General features: G+C 69.3%; 15 protein-coding genes and 2 pseudogenes. 5 read left to right on the top strand and 12 right to left on the bottom strand.

The window, feature by feature from the left end; translation table 11 throughout:
* Positions 1–63: 63 nt before the first annotated feature.
* The 6 genes from ABT171_RS28555 to ABT171_RS28580 form a co-directional block, all read right to left on the bottom strand.
* Positions 64–1,338, bottom strand: a complete 1,275-nt coding sequence (locus ABT171_RS28555) for a COG4705 family protein (protein ID WP_351248675.1) — start codon at positions 1,336–1,338, stop codon at positions 64–66.
* 38 nt (positions 1,339–1,376) lie between these two features.
* Complete coding sequence (locus ABT171_RS28560; protein WP_351248677.1) at positions 1,377–2,645, bottom strand: ATP-binding protein; 1,269 nt, start codon at positions 2,643–2,645, stop codon at positions 1,377–1,379.
* Positions 2,636–3,289, bottom strand: coding sequence for a response regulator transcription factor (locus tag ABT171_RS28565; protein ID WP_351248679.1), 654 nt, complete (start codon positions 3,287–3,289; stop codon positions 2,636–2,638). The genes ABT171_RS28560 and ABT171_RS28565 overlap by 10 nt, the downstream gene beginning before the upstream one ends.
* 111 nt (positions 3,290–3,400) lie before the next feature.
* Positions 3,401–3,694 carry a putative quinol monooxygenase gene (locus tag ABT171_RS28570; protein ID WP_351248681.1) on the bottom strand — a complete coding sequence of 98 codons (294 nt, stop codon included), beginning with the start codon at positions 3,692–3,694 and terminating at the stop codon, positions 3,401–3,403.
* A 15-nt stretch (positions 3,695–3,709) separates the two neighbouring features.
* The gene (locus ABT171_RS28575; RefSeq protein WP_351248683.1) at positions 3,710–6,271 is read right to left on the bottom strand and encodes a GH32 C-terminal domain-containing protein; all 2,562 of its coding nucleotides are present in this window, start codon (positions 6,269–6,271) and stop codon (positions 3,710–3,712) included.
* A gap of 218 nt (positions 6,272–6,489) precedes the next feature.
* Positions 6,490–7,440: a carbohydrate kinase family protein gene (locus ABT171_RS28580; RefSeq protein ID WP_351248685.1), complete on the bottom strand. Its 951-nt coding sequence runs from the start codon at positions 7,438–7,440 to the stop codon at positions 6,490–6,492.
* A 224-nt stretch (positions 7,441–7,664) separates the two neighbouring features.
* On the opposite strand from ABT171_RS28580, the gene ABT171_RS28585 reads away from it, so the two are divergent.
* The 4 genes from ABT171_RS28585 to ABT171_RS28600 all read left to right on the top strand — a co-directional run bounded on the left by ABT171_RS28585 (position 7,665) and on the right by ABT171_RS28600 (position 11,744).
* Positions 7,665–8,681: a sugar ABC transporter substrate-binding protein gene (locus ABT171_RS28585; protein WP_351248687.1), complete on the top strand. Its 1,017-nt coding sequence runs from the start codon at positions 7,665–7,667 to the stop codon at positions 8,679–8,681.
* A 131-nt stretch (positions 8,682–8,812) separates the two neighbouring features.
* Positions 8,813–9,808, top strand: a complete 996-nt coding sequence (locus tag ABT171_RS28590) for an ABC transporter permease (RefSeq protein WP_351248689.1) — start codon at positions 8,813–8,815, stop codon at positions 9,806–9,808.
* On the top strand, positions 9,805–10,641 hold the full coding sequence (locus ABT171_RS28595; RefSeq protein ID WP_351248691.1) for an ATP-binding cassette domain-containing protein: 837 nt from the start codon (positions 9,805–9,807) through the stop codon (positions 10,639–10,641). The genes ABT171_RS28590 and ABT171_RS28595 overlap by 4 nt, the downstream gene beginning before the upstream one ends.
* Before the next feature lie 77 nt (positions 10,642–10,718).
* Positions 10,719–11,744, top strand: coding sequence for a LacI family DNA-binding transcriptional regulator (locus ABT171_RS28600; protein WP_351248693.1), 1,026 nt, complete (start codon positions 10,719–10,721; stop codon positions 11,742–11,744).
* A 702-nt stretch (positions 11,745–12,446) separates the two neighbouring features.
* On the opposite strand, the gene ABT171_RS28605 is transcribed toward ABT171_RS28600, so the two are convergent.
* On the bottom strand, positions 12,447–12,836 hold the full coding sequence (locus ABT171_RS28605) for a hypothetical protein (protein WP_351248695.1): 390 nt from the start codon (positions 12,834–12,836) through the stop codon (positions 12,447–12,449).
* 568 nt (positions 12,837–13,404) lie between these two features.
* On the opposite strand from ABT171_RS28605, the gene ABT171_RS28610 reads away from it, so the two are divergent.
* Positions 13,405–14,388, top strand: coding sequence for a BtrH N-terminal domain-containing protein (locus ABT171_RS28610; RefSeq protein WP_351248697.1), 984 nt, complete (start codon positions 13,405–13,407; stop codon positions 14,386–14,388).
* 21 nt (positions 14,389–14,409) lie between these two features.
* On the opposite strand, the pseudogene ABT171_RS28615 reads toward ABT171_RS28610, so the two are convergent.
* From ABT171_RS28615 to ABT171_RS28635, 5 genes and pseudogenes are all read right to left on the bottom strand, one after another.
* Positions 14,410–14,559, bottom strand: a pseudogene (locus ABT171_RS28615) (IS5/IS1182 family transposase); the annotation flags it as partial.
* Between the two features lie 368 nt (positions 14,560–14,927).
* Positions 14,928–15,062: pseudogene (locus tag ABT171_RS41975) on the bottom strand (transposase family protein); the annotation flags it as partial.
* A gap of 289 nt (positions 15,063–15,351) precedes the next feature.
* On the bottom strand, positions 15,352–16,311 hold the full coding sequence (locus ABT171_RS28625; RefSeq protein ID WP_351248699.1) for a hypothetical protein: 960 nt from the start codon (positions 16,309–16,311) through the stop codon (positions 15,352–15,354).
* 814 nt (positions 16,312–17,125) lie between these two features.
* Entirely contained in the window at positions 17,126–17,659 is a 534-nt protein-coding gene (locus ABT171_RS28630; RefSeq protein WP_351248760.1) for a P-loop NTPase family protein, read from the bottom strand.
* Positions 17,660–18,181: 522 nt separating this feature from the next.
* Positions 18,182–18,511 carry an RHS repeat-associated core domain-containing protein gene (locus ABT171_RS28635; protein ID WP_351248701.1) on the bottom strand — a complete coding sequence of 110 codons (330 nt, stop codon included), beginning with the start codon at positions 18,509–18,511 and terminating at the stop codon, positions 18,182–18,184.
* Positions 18,512–18,747 lie beyond the last annotated feature (236 nt).

An 18,747-nucleotide genomic window follows, 5' to 3' on the forward strand; every position in this document is an offset into this window, starting at 1 on the left:
CCCACGGGAGTCCGCGGACATGCCCGGGCTGTCACAGGCGGCCCCAACCGCCTGTGCGGTCTGTCAGCCCATGTCCGTCAGGAGGGCGTTCAGTTCCTTCTCCTGCTGCGCGGGTGACATCGGCGGGTTCGAGTGGTCGATGCCGAAGGTCTTGAGCATCTTGTCCATCTGGGCGTCGATGGAGTCCCAGCCGGTCTGGTCCAGCGGCTGCAGCGAGGCCTGGTCGGCGTCCCACAGGTCACGCAGCTTCTGTGCGGCCGCGTGGGCACCGGTCGCGTTCCCCGAGCGCGCGTCCTTGAGCGAGGTGGAGGCGAGGGTCTTCAGTGCGGCGACCTTGGCGGGCGGGAACTTCTTCACCGCCTGGCCGGGAGCCATCTGGACGGCGGAGGTGTTGTCCTCCTCCGGCGCCGGGCCGACGTGCGGCTGGCCGTGGGCCCAGACCAGCAGGCCCGCGGTGGCGACGGCGAGCAGTCCGAAGCCGGCCAGCGCGGTGCGCTCCTTGCGCGGGTTACTGGTGGCCGGTGCGGCGTGGGTCGCCTCGTGGGTCTCGGTCACGTCCGAGCGCGTCACCGTCAGGTAGACCACCGTCGCCAGGATCAGGCCGAGGAAGATCAGGCTGGTGGTGAACGTGCCCAGGTCGAGACCGGTGGGGTCGCCCGGGTTCTGGGCGACCTTGGGGGAGGCGAGCCAGTCGCCGATGTTCGCGCCCAGCGGGCGGGTCAGGATGTAGGCGAGCCAGAAGGACAGCACCGGGTTGGCGCCGAACTTCCACAGCAGCGTGATCGCCGCGATGAGGCCGAGCGGCAGCAGGACCGAGACTCCCGGGCTCCAGCCGGTGAGCTCCAGAGTCCAGTCGCCGGTCGCGGTGCCGAGCGCGAAGGTGACGAGAACGGCGAGCCAGTAGAACGACTCTCGCGGGAGCGTGGTGACCGAGTGGATCGACAGGGTGCGCTCACGCGCCCACCACACGCCGAAGACCACCGCGAGCAGCACCGAGAAGACCGCGGAACTGATCCACAGCGGCACGTTCAGCTGGTCGGTCAGGATGTCGGTGTACAGGGTGCCCGTGACGCTGACAACGACCACGGTCAGCCAGTAGGGGAACGGGACGTACCGCTTCAGCCGCAGCTGGACGGCCAGGACCACCACGAACACCGCGGTGAAGATCCAGGCCGTGTTCACCAGGCCGACGCCCAGCTTCATGTTGATCCAGTCGGCGAAGCTCTCACCGACGGTCGTGCACAAGACCTTGATCACCCAGAACCAGACGGTGACCTCGGGAACCTTGTTGAGCATGAGACGCCCGCTGCGCGTGCGTGCTTCCGTTGTCGTTGTCATGCGGGGAGGTTTACGCGGGGAATCTGCACATAACCTGACTACGCGGTTGCACGGGCGGCCGGGAGTGTCACTTCGACGTGCCCGCGGCCGTCCGCGATCGCGCGGACCTCCACACCGGCCGAGGCGGCGATGCGCCGGACCACCGGCAGCCCCAGCCCGTACCCGTCGCCGCCGGTCACCCCCGCTTCGAAGACCCGGTCGACGTCCGCGGGATCGAATCCGGGGCCGTCGTCCAGGACATCGACCACGATGGTCTCGCCCTGGTCACGGGCGGTGATCCACACCCGGGACTTCGCATGCCGCAGGCCGTTGTCCAGCAGGGGTGACAGCAGCGACACGGCGACGTCGGCCGCCACGGCCACCTCGACCTTCGCCGGGAAGGCGACCTCGACCGCGCGGCCGGCGATCGCCTGTAGTGCGGCGGAGCGCAGGTCGCACCGGGTCCCCTTGTCCGTCCGTGCGCGCGCGGCGCGCAGAAGCGTCGTGATCGCCGTATCGAGGCGGTCGACCTCGCTCAGCACCGCCTCCGTCGGCACCGGCTCGCCGGACAGCTGCGCCAGCTGCGCCTCGGCCCGCAGGACCGTGAGCGGTGTCCGCAGCTCGTGGGCGATCTCGTCGGTGAGCCGGCGCTCGTCCGCCAGCGCGTTGTCGACGCGCTCCAGGAGGTGGTCCAGGGTCCGCCCCAGTTCCCCGAACTCGTCGCGGGGGACGCCGAGGTTGAAGCGGCGCCCGGGTTCGTGCTGGCCCCAGTCGTCGGCGAGGGCGGCCATCTCGTGCACGACCCGCAGCGCGCGGCGCACCACGAGGTGTGCGACCCCGCCGGCGAGGAGGACCGTGAGGCCGCCCAGTATCAGGGACAAGGTCAGGCTGCGCTGCTCGGATGTCTCGTAGGGAGTGAGGTCCACCCGGACGATCACCATGACGTGGTGGCTGGGGATCGGGACCTTCCGCGCGTACAGGAGGTAATCGCCGACCGACGCGGTCTGCGATCGCCCCGAGTCCGCGAGCTCCTCGACGCGATCGACCAGGCTCGGCGGGACGTTTCCGTCGATCAGCCGGCCGTCGGCATACACCCAGGCGACCTCGTCGAGCGCCTCGCTGTTGTTCTCCGTGAGTACGGCATGGCCGCCTTTGGAGGTGACGTTCGCCGCGACCGCCTCGGCGCGAGTACGTGCCAGATCGTGGGCGTCGGCGTCGGTCACCCGGCTCAGCAGCACGTGCGAGACGACGACCAGGATGGCGACCACGGCGGTGGCGATCAGCACGGTGAGTGCGACGACCCTCCTCCGGAATCCCGTCACTGCCATCGGTAGCCCACACCGCGGACGGTCGCCAGCCGCTCGGCCACCCCCAGCGGACCGAGCTTGGCCCGCAGCCGGCGCACATAGGAGTCGAGGGTGTTGTCGCTGACCTGCGCTCCGTGCGGCCAGCCGGCGGCGATGAGGGCGTGGCGGCGTACCGCGTCGCCCTGCGAGGCGATCAGGCGGCCCAGCAGCCGGAACTCGGTCGGGGTCAGGCTCTCGCTCACCGAGCCGTAGGTCACCATGTGCTTCGCCGGATCGAGGACGACCTCGCGCGGTGCGGGCGCCACGGTGGCCCGGCGCAGCAGCGCCCGGACGCGGACCAGCAGTTCCGGGATGTCAAAGGGTTTGGTCATGTAGTCGTCGGCGCCGGCTTCGAAGCCGCCCACCTTGTGATGCAGGCCGTCCAAGGCGGTGAGCATCAGCACCGGCACGTCGACGCCACGAGCCCGCAGGGCCACGCAGACGTCGCGGCCGTCGGCGTCCGGGAGCCCGAGATCGAGGACGACCAGATGGGGCGCCGGTGCGAGCTGGCGCAGCAGGCTGTCGGCCGTGGCGGCGACGGAGACGGTGTGCCCGTCGTGCTCCAGGGCGCGCTTGAGGACGCCGCGAACCGCCGCGTCGTCTTCGCACACCATGATGAAGGCCACGCGCTGACCCTAGACACTCCCGTTTCAGTTCTCCATCTGCCCTGGTCAGCCGCCTGACGGTCGGGCATGACCGGCCGAGCCGCAGCCACGGGGGTTCGCAGGAAGACGCCCTCAATCCAGGGGGTCGAGGAACGTCAGGACTGAGGCGTCCTCCTCGATCAGCGGGGCGAGGGCGGCGTTGAACGGGCCGCCGTACGGGGCCTTCAGGTGTGTGTGGAAGGCGTCCTCGTCGCGGTAGACCTCGAAGATCCAGAAGGCGCCCGGACGGGACTCCTTCGTGTACACGTCGAAGGTGAGGTTGCCGTCCTCCTCGCGTACTTTCTGGGCGTACTCCCGTATCAGGCGGGCGACCTCGCCCTCCGCTCCCTCGCGGGCGGTGAACTCGGCGAGCAGGGTTTTCTTCATGGTCTCGTGTCCTTGTCAGTTGTGAGCGGAGCCGAGGTGCCAGACGACGGCCCGGTCCAGGCTCGCCGAGCCGTTCTCGGCGAAGACCCGCACTCCCCGGCTGCCGGGACCGGGGAAGATCTGGTCGGTGATCACGGCCTCGCCGCTGCCGCCGAAGACCTCGACGGACGACCAGTCGACCAGGATCCGCAGTCTCACCTTGCCGTTCGTGGGCTTGAGCGGCGCGGTCTGGACGCCGGGGAAGGCGCTGCTGAAGTCGACGGCACCGGAGCGGGTGCGGTCGACGTACAGCTCCTGTGCGGTGGTGTCGTATCCGATGACGGTCTCCTCTCCCCCGGCGCCGGTGCGCACCTTCAGGCCGAAGCGTTCGGCGTCGTGCGGGGTGAACGTCGCCTCGATGTCGAGTGCCCTGCCCTCGGCCGCGGGGCCGATCAGGGGCTGCGAGGTGTTCGTGACGGTGACCCCGGCCGCCGTCGCCGCGGAGCCCTCTCGCAGCGAGGCCAGGCTCGGCACCGGTTCGCTGGTCAGCCGTATGCGGCCGTCGATGGTGCGCAGGGCCGTCTGGCGGGGGATGCTCTGCGCGCCGCGCCAGGGCGACGTGGGGATGGACGACCCGTACTCCCAGTCGTTCATCCAGCCGATCATGTACCGCTTGTCTCCGGGCGCGTCCTCCCAGGACACCGCCGCGTAGTAGTCTTTGCCGTAGTCGGTCCAGTCGGCGCGTTGTACGGCGGACTCGGCGGGGGCGTCGGCGGTGGTGAACCGGTCGGCGAGGATGTGGCCCCAGCCGCCGGTGTTCCTGTCGACGATCTGGATCTGCGCCTCCTTGCCCGCGAAGGGACGCATGTCGAAGGAGGCCCAGTCCAGCGTCTCGCTGTCGGAGCCGGTGGCGCTGCGGACGACCTCGCCGTCGACGAGCAGGTTGACGGATGTCTCCTGGGAGACCGGCTGGGCCTGGGTGTCGGACAGTGTGATCTGGTCGACGTTGATGTGACCCCAGCCGCCGGTGTTGTCGTCGACGATCCGGATCCGCGCCTTCTGGCCGGCGAGGTCGCGGACGTCCCAGGAGGCCCAGTCGAGTGCCTCGGTGTCCTGTCCGGTGGCGCTGCGGACCACCTTGCCGTCGACGAGGAGTTCGACGGCGGTGGGGTTGTCGTAGCCGGCGGGGTGGTGGCCGCCGCCGATGAGGAAGTCGACGTAGTCCTTGTCGATGGTGAACTCGGGCGAGGTGAGGGTGCCGGTGGTGGAGTCGCCGTTCCGGTAGGTGTCGGCCAGGCCGGCGCCGAGGGAGCCGGAGACCTCCTGCTGGCCGGGGAGGGTGCCGGTGGCCGGTGCGGTGCCGAAGGCGTCGCCGGTGGTCGCCCAGTCGCCGTAGGTGCCGCCCTCGAAGTCGGCGAGGACCGTGCCCGCGGGCGGCGGCCCCTGTTCCAGGGCGGTGCCGGCCCGGTGTGGGTGCCGGCCGCCGCCGATCTTGAAGTTGAGGAACTCGCTGTCCACGGTGAAGGGGGGTGAGGTGAGGGTGCCGGTAGCGGCGTCGCCCGAGTGGAAGCTGTTGGCCAGGCCCTTGCCGTCGTAGCCGTCGACCGTGCTCTGGCCGTCCAGCGCCCCGGCCGCCGGACCGTCGCCGAAGGCGGCGCCGGTGGTCGTCCAGGTGCCGTAGTCGGCTCCGTCGAAGCCCTGTACGACCCGGCCGGCGGGCGGGGTGTAGGTGCCCTTGTCGTCCGCGGTGAACGTCTTTCCGTCGAAGTCGCCGATGAAGTACTGGGCGCCCGAACCGCCGGCGATCCCGCCGGGGTTGATGTTGACGACCAGGACCCACTTGATGTGCTTGCCGTCGCCGTCGACCGCGAGGGGGAAGAGGTCCGGGCACTCCCACACACCGCCCGTCGCGCCGGCCGGTCCGAACTCGCTGAGCAGCCGCCAGTCCTTGAGGTTCTTGGACGAGTAGAACCGCACCTTGTGCTCGGCGGACAGCGACACGGTCATCAGCCAGCTCCCGGTGGGGGCGTACCACTGGACCTTGGGGTCGCGGAAGTCCTTGGAGCCGATGTCGAGGACGGGATTGCCCCGGTACTTGGTCCAGGTGCGGCCGCGGTCGGTGCTGTAGGCGAGCGACTGGGACTGTGTGCCACTGGACTTGGAGTAGCTGGTGTAGACCGCCACCATCGGCGGGTTCTGCCTGCTGCCGAAGCCGGCGGTGTTGTTCCGGTCGACGACCGCGCTGCCCGAGAAGACCATCTCCTTGTCGTCGTACGACAGGGCGAGCGGCAGTTGCTTCCAGTGCACGAGGTCCGTGCTCACCGCGTGGCCCCAGGACATGTCGCCCCAGGTGTTGCCGTTGGGGTTGTACTGGTAGAAGAGGTGGTATTCGCCCTTGTAGTACACAAGGCCGTTGGGGTCGTTCATCCAGTTCTGCTGCGGGGTGAAGTGGAACTGGGGGCGGTAGGTCTCGGTGTACGGCGGGGTGTCGGCGGCTGCGGCCTGGGGGGCGAGCGGGGCAGCGGACAGGGCGCAGGCGGTCGCCACGGCCGCCATCGTCCGCACACGGGCATGTCGTAACACATGTCGAGAGTTCATCGGGTCTCCTGTGCCGCGGCCGTCCGCGCAGCGGGGAGTGCGACTCTGACGCGGACGGACCGAAGGTGGCGCCCCGGTCGGCGCCGTCGTCCGGTCGTCGACCAAGGGTGTCATCGTTGACTTGTGTCATCGATGACATCGAGTGGCCCGATGATGAGCGCAATGCGGTCAACGCGTCAACAGTTCGGGCGGGATTGACCGTGCGGACCCCGGTCGCGTCAGTGGCCGCCGACTGCCGTCAACCGGTCCAGCTCGTTCCGCCAGGGCGGGTTGGGACCGGCGACCGAGCAGGTCAGGGCCGCGACCCGGCATGCCTGTGCCACCTCGCCGAGATCGAGGCCCGTCAGCCGGCCGCCGAGGTGTCCGCGGGTGCCGAGGTGGTGCAGCAGGCCGGCGGTGAAGGAGTCCCCCGCCCCGACCGTGTCCACCACCCGCGTCGCAACTGCCGGCACGTGCAGCCGTTCACCGTCGAGGGAGGCCAGGGCGCCGTCGGCCCCGCGTGTGATCACGACGAGCCGGGCTCCGGCGGCGTGCCAGATGTCGCAGGCCCGCTCGGGTGAGGTTCCGGGCAGGAGCAGTTCCAGGTCGTCCTCGCTCAGGCGCAGTATGTCGGCGAGGGCGCACCAGTGCGCCAGGCGGGCGCGATAGACCTCGGGGCGCACCAGTAGCGGCCGTACGTTCGGGTCGATGCTGACGGTGGCCCGGGCGGAGGCCACCGCCAGGAACTCCTCCACCACCGCCGCACCGGGCTCGCGGACGAGCGCGAGGGAGCCGGTGTGCACACAGGCGGTACCGGACAGATCCACCCCTGCCAGTTCCTCCGCCGTCCACTGCCAGTCGGCCGTGTTCTGCGCGTGGAAGGAGAACGCGGCCTGCCCCTGGGTGTCCAGCTCTGCCACGGCAAGCGTGCTGGGCTCGGCGGCTGCGACGGCGTACGACAGGTCCACCCCGGATTCCTCCAGGTGAGCCCGGAACAGCCGGCCGAACACATCGCCGGACAGGCGCGCGAGGAAGCGGGCGGACGTGCCGAGCCTGGCCAGGGACACGGCCGTGTTCGCAGGTCCGCCGCCGGGCAGCACCCGCAGCGTGAGTTCGTTCGAGGCGCTGGCGGGTTCGGTGAAGGCGTCGGCGACGCACTCTCCCAGGACGGTTGTCTGACGCGGGCTCATGGGCGGCTCTTCTCTGCGAGCGTACGGACGAAAGCGGGCACGAAACGGGCAGCCGCCGGGCACGTTACGGACTTGTGTCCCGTGCAAGGCATTGACGTTGCCGGGACGCGGAGTCCATCATCCTCGCCATGCAGTGTCAACGATGACATAAGTCAACGATGACATTCCGGGGACGGCATGCTCCGATGCCGACCGCGCCGCTCGTGATCCCGCAGGAGTCGTTCATGTCGCGCACCACTCGTCTGACCCCGTCCCTCCTCAGAGCCGCCGCCTGCACGGGCATCGCGGCCCTCACCCTGACGGCCTGCGGATCCGGCGCCGGATCGGGCTCCGCCGGGTCCGGCTCGGGCGGCGTCAAGGTCGGTCTGATCACCAAGACCGACACGAACCCGTTCTTCGTGAAGATGAAGGAGGGCGCGGAGAAGGCCGCCAAGGCGGATGGTGCCCAGCTGATGACCGCCGCGGGCAAGTTCGACGGGGACAACGCCGGTCAGGTCACCGCCATCGAGAACATGGTCGCCGCCGGGGTCAAGGGCATCCTGATCACGCCGAGTGACTCCAAGGCGATCGTGCCCGCGATCGCGAAGGCCCGTGCCAAGGGTGTCCTGGTCATCGCGCTGGACACCCCCACCGAGCCGCAGAGCGCGGTCGACGCCCTCTTCGCCACGAACAACCTCACGGCCGGCCAGCTGATCGGTGGGTACGCCAAGGCCGCGATGAAGGGCAAGACGGCGAAGATAGCCACCCTCGACCTGGCGCCGGGAGTCTCCGTCGGCGTCCAGCGCCACGACGGCTTCCTGAAGGGCTTCGGCGCCACCGACAAGGACGTCGTCTGCGCCCAGGACACGGGCGGAGACCAGGCCAAGGGCCAGACCGCGATGGAGAACTGCCTGCAGAAGTCGCCCGACATCAACCTCGTCTACACCATCAACGAGCCGGCCGCCCTGGGCGCGTACACCGCGCTGAAGGCCAAGGGCCGGGAGAAGGACGTCCTGATCGTCTCCGTCGACGGCGGCTGCACCGGGACCCAGGCGGTGAAGGACGGCAAGATCGCCGCCACTTCGCAGCAGTACCCGCTGAAGATGGCCGCCGAGGGCGTAAAGGCGGTGGTGACGTACGCCAAGAGCGGCAAGAAGGCGTCCGGTTACACCGACACCGGCGTCACCCTGATCACCGACAAGGCGCAGGCGGGCGTCACGTCCAAGGACACCGGCTACGGCCTGCAGAACTGCTGGGGCTGAGCCGCCCCCGAGGACCGTACTTCCGCCGCCTCTCCCCTGAGCGGGCGGCCGGCCCCGTACCTCCCCGACCAGGGACGGCCGCCCCCTTGTCCCGATCACAAGGGACATCTGTCTTCCGACAAGGACTTCGCATGACAGCCACGACGACGCCGTACGCAGAGCTCAAGGCACCGACGACGGCCCGCAGACTGCTCACGGCACCGACCACCGGCCCGCTGGCCGCCCTCCTTCTGGCCTGTGTCTACTTCTCCCTCTCCACCGACCAGTTCCTCACCGGCGGGAACTTCTCCCTGATCGTGCAGCAGGTCATGGTCGTCGGCACACTCGCCATCGGCCAGACCCTGATCATCCTCACCGCCGGCATCGATCTGTCGTGCGGTGCCGTGATGGCGTTCGGCAGCATCATGATGGCCAAGATGGCGGCCGAGGGGACCCTGCCACCGCTCCTCGCCATCGCGCTGGGCCTGGTCGTCTGCGGCGGCTTCGGCCTGCTCAACGGGCTGCTGGTGCAGAAGATCCCGTTGCCGCCGTTCATCGTCACCCTCGGCATGCTCAACGTCGCGTTCGCGCTCACGCACATCTACTCCAAGGAGCAGACCGTCACCGGCCTGCCCGGCCCGCTGACGGCCCTCGGGCAGACCTTCCCGCTCGGCCGCACCGACATCACCTACGGCTCGCTGGTCACCGTCGCCCTGTTCCTCCTCCTCGCGTACGCGCTGAGCAGCACCGGCTGGGGCCGGCACGTCTACGCCCTCGGCAACAGCCAGGAGGCGGCGCGGCTCAACGGCATCCGCACCTCCCGCCTGACCATCGGTATCTACACCGTGGCCGGCCTGCTCTACGGCATCGCCGCACTGCTGCTCATCTCCCGCACCGGAGTCGGCGACCCGCAGGCGGGGCAGACCGACAACCTCGACAGCATCACCGCCGTGGTCCTGGGCGGGACCAGCCTCTTCGGCGGACGCGGCTCGGTCCTCGGCACCTTCATCGGCGTCCTCATCGTCGGTGTGTTCCGCAACGGCCTGCAGCTGATGGGCGTCGCCTCCATCTACCAGACCCTGATCACCGGCGTCCTGGTGATCCTCGCGGTGACCGTCGACCAGATCTCCCGGAAGAAGGCCCGATGACCGCCACCACCTCCCCCACCCCTGTCCTGCAGGCCCGCGGTCTGGTCAAGCGCTACGGCCATGTCACCGCCATCGACGGCGCCGACTTCGACCTCCTGCCCGGTGAGGTCCTCGCCGTCATCGGCGACAACGGAGCCGGCAAGACCAGCCTCATCAAGGCGCTGACCGGCGCCCTGGTTCCCGACGCGGGCGAGATACGCCTGAACGGCGAACCCATCGCCTTCTCCGGCCCGCAGAGCGCCCGCGCCCACGGCATCGAGACGGTGTACCAGGACCTCGCGGTGGCCGCCTCCATGGACATCGCCTCGAACATGTTCCTCGGCCGGGAGCTGCGCCGCCCCGGTGTCCTCGGAAGTGTCTTCCGCATGCTCGACAAGAAGCGCATGCGGCAGGAGGCCGCCGAGCACATGGCCGACCTGAAGATCGGGCTGCGCTCGCTCACGCAGTCGGTCGAGACGCTCTCCGGTGGTCAGCGGCAGGCCGTGGCGGTGGCTCGTTCCGTCGCCTGGGCCCGCAGCGTCGTGGTCATGGACGAGCCCACGGCCGCCCTCGGCGTCAAGGAGTCCGGGCAGGTCCTGGACCTCATCCGCCGCGTCCGCGACAAGGGCATGCCGGTGGTCCTCATCAGCCACAACATGCCGCACGTCTTCGAGATCGCCGACCGGATCCACGTCCACCGGCTGGGCCGGCGCGCCGCCCTGATCAAGCCCTCCGACTACTCCATGGCAGAGGTCGTCGCCATCATGACCGGGGCGCTCACCCTGGACGAGGCCGGAGGTACTGTCGTAGCGGACTCCCAGGCGGCGAAGGCCGCAGGAGTCCAGGCCACCTGACCGCACGATCAGCTCTCGCATGTTCCGGCCGAGGCCGCGGCCGGAATCCGGGAGCGCCCCAGGAGACGGTTTTCTCCATGGCAGCGAGCCGCCGCCCCACCCTGGCCGACGTCGCCCGAGAGGTAGGGGTCAGCGCCAAGACGGTCTCCCGTGTCCTCAACGAGGACGGGCCCGTCTCCGCGCAGACCAGGGAACAGGTTCTCACCGCCGTAGCGAGGCTCGGCTTCCAGCCGAACCTCATGGCACGCAACATCCGCGTCGGTGGCCCGGACACCACCATCGGACTGGTCGTCCCCGACCTCGGCAACCCCTTCTTCGGAGCTGTGGCCGGCGGCATAGAGGCCACCGTCCACGACCGGGGCCTGACCCTGCTGATGGGCTCGTCCGGCGAAGACCCCGACCGGGAACGCGACCTGACGTCCAAGTTCCTCGCCCGCCGCGTCAGCATCCTGATGGTCGTGCCCTCCGTCGGCGCCGACCACTCCCACCTGAAGACCCATCGCGCCGCGGGGCTGCCCGTGGTCTTCATCGACCGTCCGGCCGTCGGCCTGTCCGCGGACAGCGTCGTCAGCTCCAACCGAGCCGGCGCCCACGACGGGGTGGCCCATCTCATCGCCCACGGCCACCGGCGCATCGGCTTCGTCGGCGACCTGCCCCTCAAGCTGTACACCCGCCGCGAACGCCTCGCCGGATACCGCGCGGCCCTGGAGGAAGCCGGCCTCCCCTACGACCGCTCCCTGGTCACCAGTGCCCACGACCAGCAGGGGGCCGCCGCAGGCACCGCCCAGCTGCTCGGCCTGGAGGACCCCCCGACCGCCCTGTTCGCCGGCAACAACATGGTCGCCCTGGGCATGGTCGCCGAACTCTCCCGCGCCAAACGGAAGGACGTCGCCTTCGTCGCCTTCGACGACGTGGCGCTCGCCGAGGCCCTCGAACCGGCCCTGACCGTCGTCGCCCAGGACCCCGAGGAAATCGGCAGGACAGCCGCCGCCACCGCCCTGTCCCGCCTCGACGGCGACCGCTCCCGCGCCCGCACCGTCACCGTCCCCACCCGCCTGATCGTCCGCGGCTCGGGCGAACGGCCCGCACCCGCCGCGCCGTAGGACCGCGCCGGGCTCGCGGCGACCGGTGGGGGCAGGGTCAGGCCGTCGGCCTCCGGTGTACCGGACGGCGCGGCAGGCCGGTAGGTCTCCCCGCCGCAGACGTACCGGCCTTGCCCTGGCACCGGAAGCGGTGGGCACGCAGGGGGTTGGCACGCCAGGCGGGGTGCGTGACGTGCTGGGTTGGACGGCACCGGCCTGCTCGGGCGGTCTGAGCCGTGATGGCGCCTGATCGTCGGCAAGGCCCCTATGGGAACACGCCCTGTGGCTCGGTAGTGCGTGACCCGCCATACCAGCAGTCCTCCGTCGACCATGGCATGCAGGGCTGAGGGGTGGCTGCGGGCGAAACGCGTGGTGGGGGCTACGGGGCAGGCGGCTTACTGGGCGGTTCCCAGCCGCGGATGAGGATGTCGAAGATTGCCTCGACGGCGGCTCGGCGGTCTGGCCGCCCGCCAGTGAGGGCCGGGCCATGAGCGAGGGGTGCGCGATGGCGTCGGTGCTGGGAATGCTACAGATCCGACGACATCCTGCGCTGGTCACACCGGCGACGACGACGCCAGCGTCAGGCTCGCATCAGCCACTACACACGACGCGGGCACAGCCCCTGAAAACTGCCCAGCACTCAGAACAAGCACCGTTGCAGTACTCGCCCCGACAGGGCCCAGGTCCTCCGATCCGTATGTCTCACCGATCACGGAAAGGACGTCATAGGCCTCGTCTCCTGAAGGCGATCACTACGGACACAAGCGAGGTCGTGGCAAAGCTGCCGATCATGACCAACCCGACGCCGACTGCGAACAGTCCGGTGGGGTCGTCGGACCAGGCCGCATAGGCCGCGAGAGTGACACCGGCGGTCGTCCCCAGCACACCGCCCGCGATGTATCCCCGGTACGCCACCCAGCACACCACTATCAGCAGAGTCAGTACCAGTCCGATCACCTGCCACGCCTCGTACGGGCCGGTCGTCGAGCCATCGGGGTGGACGGCCCGGTGCTGGTCCCAGCCCAGCCACACAGCCCACGCCACCAGTGACACCCCCGCCAGCACGGGGATCGAGAGGAGCTGGGGAACGGATTTCAGTAGTCCTTGACGCATGCGCCCAGCGTCGCGACCGGCGCCCTCCGCCCACCAGAGCGCACATACTCAGCTCCATCCGAGTACACGGGGGGTGCCGACTGGGTACCGGGGGCCTCGCCGCGTCTTCTACTGTAGGCAGCACTGCGAACACGGACGGGGCGCAGGACATGACGACGTGGGCTCTGGTTGTCGAGACGACCCTGGTCGGCGGCGAGCGCAAGCGGTGCGTGAGGACGAACGATCAGGCGGTGGCAGCAGGCGATAGCGCAGACGCCGCCCACTGGCAGGAGTCGTTCGAGGCCCTGATGGACCGGATCGCGGGCCGATTGCCCCGGGTCGACCCCGCCGCAGAATTACGACGGTTGGTCCCCCTTCCGGACGGCATGCAGCACCTGCTCAGCCGGGCCGAGGGGGATGCCGACCGGGTACGGGATGCACACCGTCGGCGGCCAGCACCAACACATCGACACCGCCGGGTGTTTCGAGAACGCCCAAGTCGCCGTCTACCCAGGGCCTGTCCGATGGATCGTACCTGGGTCGCGGTGGTCCACGGCGCATTCGTCAGGTGAGGGAGGAGAATGAGCGCATGCCCATGGTGACAGACATCGAGACCCGCGGTATGCAGCACTGCGAGACGACGGCGCTGGGCGTGCTGCTGCGGCACGAGGGACTCGACCTGTCTGAGCCCATGCTGTTCGGGCTCGGCTCCGGGCTGTCCTTCATCTACTGGGACAGCAAAGGCATGGGCTTCCCCTTCCTGGGAGGTCGCGTCAAGCCGTTCGAGCTCACCAGGAACCTGGCTGCCATACTCGGGCTTGAGCTGGTGATCGAGGAGACCACCTCCCCGCGCAAGGCTTGGCAGAACGTAGCAGCACCCATCGACGTCGGCCGGCCGGTTGGCCTTCAGCTCGACAGCTACCACCTGGACTACTTCAGCAGCAAGGTGCACTTCGGCGGCCACGTCGTGGCCATGTACGGCTACGACGAACAGGACGCCTACCTGGTGGACACCGACCCGCAGGGCGGAGCTGTCACCACCAGTCTCGCCAGCCTGGGCAGGGCCAGGGCCGAGCGCGGCCCCATGACCGCCAAGCACCGCTCCTTCACCATCACAGTGCCCAGTAGCCTGAAGTCACCGCAGGACCGGATCATCCCCGCGATCAAGACCTGCGCCGGCGCCTTCTTGAACCCGCCCATCGCGAACCTGGGCCACCGGGGCATCGAGAAGACCGCCAAGCAAGTGCCGAAGTGGCTGCAGCGCAGCGGCAATCCGCGGGAAGACCTGCCACGGGCCGCCGTCCTCATGGAGAGGGCTGGCACCGGCGGTGCCCTGTTCCGCAATCTCTACCGGGACTTCCTCGCAGAGTGCGCCCAGCTGATCGGCAGCAGCCACCTGCGCACCGGCCACAGCCTGTATACCGAGGCCGCCGCCCTCTGGACACAGGTGGCCGCGCTCATCGCGGCAGCAGGCGAATCCGGCGACGCGAAGAACCTCACGCAGGCCGGCTCGATCCTCCACGAGCTCTCGCGCATCGAACACGATGCGATGCAGGCGCTCAGTCTGCTTTAGGCCCTGTCCGGCAGGGCATGGGCGGAGCCAGAGTCTGATCGAGGCGACGGTGACGGTGCCGTGGAAAGGGTGGGCGCGTTTGTCGAACCTCGTCGCGACGACTCGGAAGTTCGTGAGGGTGTTGATCGTCCGCTCAACATCGTTCCTGCGCTTGTAGATCGTCTTGTGGAAGGCGACACGTCAGCCGCCCTTGCTGCCGCGGCACGGGTAGACCCTAGGGTCAGCGGCGCGTTGTCGATGTCCTTCGGTTTCCTCGGTGGGGCGCCGATCTGGTCGGGGAACTCGTTGGCCAGGCCCCGGTAGCCCTCGTCTACCTCGGCTTCGACGGTGGGGTGCCGGCGAAACTGCTCGGCTGTTTTTCTTACGTTTGCCGGAGATGAAGGCCGTCGGCCGGGGCAGTACGCCTTGGACCGGCGGACCTGGGCCTCGGCGCCGTCGATCCGCAGTGTGATGTTCTCGGCCGCGGCGTAGGCGAACACCTCCTCCAGGGTCCGCAGCCGCAGGCCGGGCCGGTCGGGTACCGCGAATGCGCGCTCGGCAAGCAGCGGGCGGATCTCCCTGATTGCACGGCCGATGGTGGAGGACCCCACCTCGTAGATCACTGCCCGTGCCTCGTGGGTCAGCCCGGTACGCAGATGGACCAGGGTTGCCAATACCCGGTCGGTGAAGACCAGTTCGTACTTCGGCCCGGCCCTGGCCTGCCGCCACCGCTTCCTTCACCGCTGCGTCCAGGTCTGCGACCGCCAGGGTGGCCGCCACGCCGGCAACTCGCTGCGCGGCCTCGTCGCCTCGTCCGGCCTGGCTTGGGTGCCATCCGTGCTCGTGCGTCGACTCTGCCGCGGACCAGGGTGCTACTCGACGAGATGTCAGCTGCTGTCGCGACCTGCGTACAAAATCAATCGCGGACCAGCCCGTTACCTCTTCCACGGCCTGAGCGCGGTACGCCGGGGAGCCTGATGGTCATCAGGAGGCTTTGGCGACGTCGGGTGGCGTACTACGCCGGTGGGTGCGTATGAACGCCGACAGCATGGCCGCGCCCGCCGTCGCGGCGGCGGTGTGTAGCACGGCCGCGAGGGCAAGGTTGTCCGGCAGCGAGACATCGGCGGGACGTGCCATCTGCAGATACAACGTGACCGCGAGCTTCCAGCCGCTCCATGCGAAGAGCGAGCCCGTCCCCAGCCAGCCCAGCACCAGGGGAATCCAGCGAGGAAGCCGGGCGGGCCGACCGCGGCTGACTGCCCACGTGGCAGCGGAGGCCGTGAGCGCCCATAGCCCGCATTCGCCCATCAGTAGGCGCCAGTTGGCGCTGCGGTGTGCCGGATGCGCGACACCAGCCGCGCCGCCGAAGGCCCAGTAGAGCCAGACCATGCCTATCGCCGCCCCGATACCAACCGCCCACAGCACAGGGCTCGGACGGTTCCCGCTGTCATCACCGATCCGGCCGGTGAACACGTCCGGCCAGCGCCGCCGAAGATAGGCGGGCAGGGCGATGGCCAGACCCAGTCCCATCCCCACAAAGCTGATCTGGATCAGCGCGGCCTCCCAGCCCGGCATGGACGGACCGTCGGCTTCCTGGCGCTGCGGCTCACCTCCCGACATTCCCCACAGTGAGTCCAATACGGCATAGGGCAGCATGGAGACAAGGAACCCCGTGCCCACCCAGGCGACAAACGCCACCAGCGACCCTGGTATCCGCATGCCCCAGGGCCGCACCAGGGCGAGAGCCATGGTGATCCCCATGCCCGCCATGCCGATGGTCACGGTATTGAGCACCACCCACCCGGCCAGGCCGAACCCGTCACCGATCGGCAGCAGCCCCGCTAGCGCGCCAACCACCCATGAGACCTTGATCAACGCGTAGGGCGCCATCGCCCCAGTCGCCCCATACGCCGCCCACCGCCCGGCCCGGTCGAATTGATCCACTGTGGCTCCCTGTTCCTTCCATCCCTGTTCAGGAACCCCACCCTCATCGTCAACCCCGCCACGTACATCACGCTCAGGTCGCATCCGCCTCCCCCATCCGGCGGATGCCGCCCTACAGTCCCGAATGCGGAACGCTCAGTCCGCCCGCCCCACCGGACACGCCCTGACGAGTTGGTGCGTAATAGCGGGTGGGCATGCGCTCACCTTCCTCTAGGACGCCCGCCGCCGCGGCGAGCTGTGCCAGCCGCTGGACCGGATCCCCGAAGTCCACCACCCCGTCGGGAACGGCGAGGCCGTCTTCCCCGACACGCTCCTGTACTACCGGCGCGCCCCGCCGACAGCGACGACTGGTCGATGCTCCGGGCGTTCGTCGAAGTCCACCAGGCCACCATGGGCCCCGAACGCCTCGCCGCCAAGCTGCCCGCATACGAGCACCTAGACCGCTACGTACCCGCGGTCCCGGGACGCCGGCCGCCCCTCCAGGAACCGGGCCCGGAGGAGTGGTGGCCGCGCTACCAACTCTTCCCCCGCGTCCTGTTCGTCCTCGACGGCACCGGAGCGGCCGGTGTCGAGAACCGGATCCACGCCCTACGCGCGGCCACCACGGCCCCTCCGCACCCGTGTGCCGCCCCGTCCACGACCCCGGCCAGCGACTCCCCTGGACCGTGCCCGTGCCTCGGCAGACATGACGTGGCTGCCGCACACGACGGCGCGGGTCTGTACCCCGCGCCTGTGCTGACCAGCCGTGGTCGGGCTGGGCGCGCCCGGCGGGAGGCGTGGTCGGCCTCATGGTCGGGGCGGGGGCCGGCGCGACTCAGCGGTCCACGGCGGGCAGGTGGGCCAGGCCGGTGTCGTTCATGATGCGGTCGACGGTTTCGTGCAGGGCGCTGTCGGCGCCGATGACGGTCTCGATGCCGCCGGGCAGCAGATCGCGCGCCCGGTACCAGTCGCGCAGCTGTGTCTCGCTGACGTCGTCGGCGATCGGCTTGGTGGCGTGCCGGGCGAGGGTTTCGCCGAACGGCACGTCCAGGTAGTAGCCGTGGGTCGGGCCGCGATGGTCGGCACGCAGCTGGGCCAGCATGTCGCCGTAGCGGCCGGCGTAGAGGATGCCTTCGACCACGACGTGGAATCCCGCGTCCAGGGCGTAGCGGGCGGTCAGGTCGATCAGGCCGATGTTCGCCGCTCCCGGCCGGTCGCGCTCTCGGAGCACGATGCGGCGGAGGTTGTCCTGGCCGACCAGGGCCAGGCCGCGGCCGAACCGCTCGCGCAGGCCCGCAGCGACGGACGACTTCCCGGAGGCGCTGTTGCCGCGGACCACGACCAGCCGGGTTTCTTCAGTACCCACCATCACGGCGGTCACGTTATCGACGGCCGGTGACAGCGCTGAGGAGGGCCTGCTTCGACGCCCGCACGGGTGACCTTTCCCTCACCTACGCGAGCAGGTATCTACTGTAATTGATGGTTTCACAAAGACATCGTCGGGACGGACTCCGTCGTGGTCCACGGCGGGTCAGACCCAGCGGTAGTTGGTGTCGTCGAGGGTCGGCAGGAGGGCCAGGGCTGCATCGGCCGGTGCGGTGGGAACAGTGCCTTGTCAGACGTGTCCTTGTAGTGGCTCCAGGTGAGGTGGCCGGCGCCAGCGGTGTCGTCGTGTTCGACGGTGCGCAGGTGAGCGCGGGTGGAGTTGTCGATGTGGACGTTTATTGAACCATCCCTGACTATTCAACAGGCCCACCTCATGGTTCGCCTTATCGTAGACGTGGATTCCCATGTCCACTCCTGTTTACCCGTTCCCGAAGTCCAGCGGATTCGGTACATAAGCGTGGTGATCCGGTGCTGGGAGGAGGCCCAGTGGATCTGCGCTGATGTATCACGCGGCTTCTGGGTCGTAGTATCGGTGCACGTTGTAGTGCAGACCAGTCTCAGGATCGGCGTGCTGTCCCGGGAACCGCAGCGGGCAGTCGACCGGCGGCTCCATGGCGGGCACGGCCTCGTCCAGGGCCGGGACGCGGGTGCCCCACAGGCCGGTACGGAGCTGCCAGGCCAGCTCTCCGCTTGCTGCCGCAGTTGCCTTGCGGCTCGTCCGGGCGATCGGGCGAGGGCTGTCCGGCGTGTAGTCCCAGGTGGTGACCCAGCCGTCGGAAGTGGTCTGCACGGCCAGGCACAGTGCGCCCCAGACGGAGTCTGTACGGTCGGCCACGGAGCCGTCGTCGGCGACCCGGCGGGCAACGTGGCATGTGTCAGGTAGCCGGCCGGAGCATACGCGTAGGTCTGGCTCCAGCCGTGCGCGCGCGTTCGAGTGACGTGGCCCATGCCATCCAGGTCGAAACGACGGGTGCCCGACGTCAGTTCCCGGATCTCGGTGAGGTAGCCGTCTGCCCGGTGCGCGTACGTCCGGTGCTGAAGGAGGGAGTTGGGGAGGCGGAAGTAAGGATC

The organism is Streptomyces sp. NPDC001851, from assembly GCF_040297165.1.
In the GTDB taxonomy this organism is placed as follows: domain Bacteria; phylum Actinomycetota; class Actinomycetes; order Streptomycetales; family Streptomycetaceae; genus Streptomyces.

Bases quoted from the DNA above. Each gene is read 5' to 3' on its own strand.
- ABT171_RS28555 (WP_351248675.1), bottom strand. From the start codon at position 1,338: ATGACAACGACAACGGAAGCACGCACGCGCAGCGGGCGTCTCATGCTC.
- ABT171_RS28560 (WP_351248677.1), bottom strand. From the start codon at position 2,645: ATGGCAGTGACGGGATTCCGGAGGAGGGTCGTCGCACTCACCGTGCTG.
- ABT171_RS28570 (WP_351248681.1), bottom strand. From the start codon at position 3,694: ATGAAGAAAACCCTGCTCGCCGAGTTCACCGCCCGCGAGGGAGCGGAG.
- ABT171_RS28575 (WP_351248683.1), bottom strand. From the start codon at position 6,271: ATGAACTCTCGACATGTGTTACGACATGCCCGTGTGCGGACGATGGCG.
- ABT171_RS28580 (WP_351248685.1), bottom strand. From the start codon at position 7,440: ATGAGCCCGCGTCAGACAACCGTCCTGGGAGAGTGCGTCGCCGACGCC.
- ABT171_RS28585 (WP_351248687.1), top strand. From the start codon at position 7,665: ATGTCGCGCACCACTCGTCTGACCCCGTCCCTCCTCAGAGCCGCCGCC.
- ABT171_RS28590 (WP_351248689.1), top strand. From the start codon at position 8,813: ATGACAGCCACGACGACGCCGTACGCAGAGCTCAAGGCACCGACGACG.
- ABT171_RS28595 (WP_351248691.1), top strand. From the start codon at position 9,805: ATGACCGCCACCACCTCCCCCACCCCTGTCCTGCAGGCCCGCGGTCTG.
- ABT171_RS28600 (WP_351248693.1), top strand. From the start codon at position 10,719: ATGGCAGCGAGCCGCCGCCCCACCCTGGCCGACGTCGCCCGAGAGGTA.
- ABT171_RS28605 (WP_351248695.1), bottom strand. From the start codon at position 12,836: ATGCGTCAAGGACTACTGAAATCCGTTCCCCAGCTCCTCTCGATCCCC.
- ABT171_RS28610 (WP_351248697.1), top strand. From the start codon at position 13,405: ATGCCCATGGTGACAGACATCGAGACCCGCGGTATGCAGCACTGCGAG.
- ABT171_RS28630 (WP_351248760.1), bottom strand. From the start codon at position 17,659: ATGGTGGGTACTGAAGAAACCCGGCTGGTCGTGGTCCGCGGCAACAGC.